This window comes from Inquilinus sp. (genome assembly GCF_057815775.1).
The window spans coordinates 1-2,421 of the sequence record NZ_JBYRFX010000354.1 but is presented as its reverse complement, the minus strand read 5'-3'; the positions used below and the strand labels follow the sequence as shown (position 1 = coordinate 2,421).

3 protein-coding genes are annotated in these 2,421 nt (G+C 70.4%); all 3 read right to left on the bottom strand.

Going from position 1 to position 2,421, the window contains the following annotated elements; genetic code table 11:
* The coding region (locus AC3XYG_RS12770) for an FAD-dependent monooxygenase (RefSeq protein ID WP_489140216.1) at positions 1 to 503 on the bottom strand (503 nt) is incomplete at its 3' end.
* Positions 504 to 620: 117 nt separating this feature from the next.
* Positions 621 to 1,271, bottom strand: a complete 651-nt coding sequence (locus AC3XYG_RS12765; RefSeq protein ID WP_489140215.1) for a glutathione S-transferase family protein — start codon at positions 1,269 to 1,271, stop codon at positions 621 to 623.
* 267 nt (positions 1,272 to 1,538) lie between these two features.
* A partial coding sequence (locus AC3XYG_RS12760; protein ID WP_489140214.1) for a hypothetical protein occupies positions 1,539 to 2,421 on the bottom strand: 883 nt, incomplete at its 5' end.

The window sequence follows — 2,421 nt, the reverse complement described above, 5'->3', positions numbered from 1 at the left end:
ATGCCGGCGGCCTTGCGGACCAGGCTGCGCCCGCCGTCGCAGCCGACGAGATACTGGGCCCGCAGCGACCGGCCGCCGGACAGCCGGATGTCGACGCCGGTGTCGTCCTGCGCGAAGCCCGTCACCTCGCATCCGTAATGGATCGGCACCGCCAGCTCGGCGACCCAGCCGGCCAGGATGCGCTCGATGTGGTTCTGCCACAGCCCGAGCCCATAGGGGTGGCGGGTGGGAAAATCGCTGATGTCCAGGCGGGCTCCGGCGAAGTAAGCGGTCTGTGCCTTCTGCCCCTCCGCCAGGAACCGGTCGGCGATGCCGCGCTGGTCGAGGATTTCGATGGTGCGGGCCTGCAGGCCGCCGGCGCGGGACCCGACGAGGTCCTGGCTGGCCCGCCGCTCGACGATGGTCACATCGACCCCCGCCAGCGCCAGCTCACCCGCCAGCATCAGGCCGGTCGGGCCCCCGCCGGCGATCACCACCGCATGCTCGGTCTTCGGCACAGCCATGTCGGACTCCCCTTTTCCGTGGTGTCGAGTGACGCCGGTTCTACGGGAGGAGCCGGGACTTGAAGCAAGCCGGTTGCGCGCCACATGTAAGAAAGGGAGAGGCGTGGTCCCTCCCCGTCAGCCCCCCGACGCCGCCGTGAAGACCGCCAATTGAGCGGCAAACGCACGCTGGTAGGCGGGCCGGGCCTCGCCGCGGGCGACATAGGCCGAGAGGCTAGGATATGCGTCAAGCAGGCCGGCCGCCTTGACCCTGAGCAGCACCGATATCATCAGCAGGTCACCGGCGCTGAACGCGCCGTCGAGCCAGTCGGCATCGCCGAGGCGGTCGGCGAGTTCGCCCAGCCGCGCGCGGATGCGCTCATCGACCATCGCCAGGCGCTGCTCGTACCAGCTCTCGTTGCGTTCCAGGAACATGACGACCTGGCGTTCGAGGATCGGCGCCTCTACCGTGTTGAGCGCGGCAAACATCCAGGTGATGGCCCGCGCCCGGGCGCCCGCATCCTCCGGCAGCAGGCCCGGCCGGCGCTCCGCGAGGTGGAACACGATCGCTCCCGACTCGAACAGGACGAGATCGCCGTCCTCATAGGTCGGGATCTGCCCGAACGGATGGCGCGCCCGATGCGGCGCCTCCTTCATCTCGCCGAACGACAGAAGCCGGACGTCGTAGGGCTGCTCCACCTCTTCGAGCGCCCAGCGGACGCGCATGTCCCGCGCCAATCCCCGGCCGCGATCGGGCGAGCATGCAAAGGCGGTGATGGTGGGGGTCATGGGCAGGCTCCCGGTGAATGCGTCGTGTCCTCCGGCGCGGCAAGGGTCATGGCGATGATCTCCCGACTCGTTCGGCTCTTCATCTCCCAAGGACGCAGGGCGGGCGGCTCTTCCGACACGGGCCGGCATTTTTTCCCGCAGCCCGCAGCATGGCGAGGGAGGAGCCGTCCAAACAAGCACCACCGGCCCCTCCCGCGGGGCGGGAGAGGCGGCACAATCCAATTCTTCGTAGGTTGGGTTCGCCCAACGCGAACCCAACCTACGCACCTACCCGGTATCCACCGGCGACAAATCCAGCCTTGCCAGATATTCGTCCGATTCCGCGACCCAGCGCTCCGCCTGTTCCGGCGGCAGTCCGAATTCCGGGCACAGCAGGGCCACGGCCTCTGCCGCCGGATGGCTGTCGGCGATCGCCTGCAGCTCCGGCCGGTCCATCTCAATGCCCATCTCGAAGAACCGGCGATCCCAATCCGCCTCGTCCGGCGTCGTGGCCTGGATCGCGGCGCCCAGCGCCATGATGACCCGCAGCCGGCGCCGGAGCGTGGTCTGGTCCGGGACCTGGTCCATCGGCGGTCCCGCGGCCGGCTCGGCCGGCGGCGCATAACCCAGCCCCTCCAGGGCCGCATCCGCGGTGTCGAGCCAGGCTTGCGTGTCCGCCGGCAGTCCGAACTCCCGGCACAGCCGGGCAACCGCCGCCGGGGCCGGGCTGGCCTCGACCATCTCCGCCACCTCCGGCCGGCCGAGCCGTTCGACGATCTCGCCGAAGCGCTCGTCGGCCTCGGCCTCCTCGGCTTCGGTCTCGGCGCCGTGATAGGACGCGGCCGCCATCGCCAGCATCGCCCGCATCTCGGGCGGCGCCTGGTCACTCGGCTTGGCCGCGCCGGTCGGGCCGGCCTTCTGCGGCGGCGTCTCGGGCGGGCGGGAGAACTTATCTTCCAGCAGCAGGGTCAGCCGCAGCGACTTGGCGGCGACGGCGATGCGCTGGCAATAATCGACGCCGGGCTGCGGCTCATCCAGCGCCTCGCAGCGGGTCGCCTCCATCACCTCCATCTGGATCTCGGCCGCCCGGGCCAGCAGACGCAGATGCCGCGCCGCCCGCTCCTCCTGCGGAGCGGCCGGGGCCTCTGTCTGATGGGATTGCGCCTTGTCC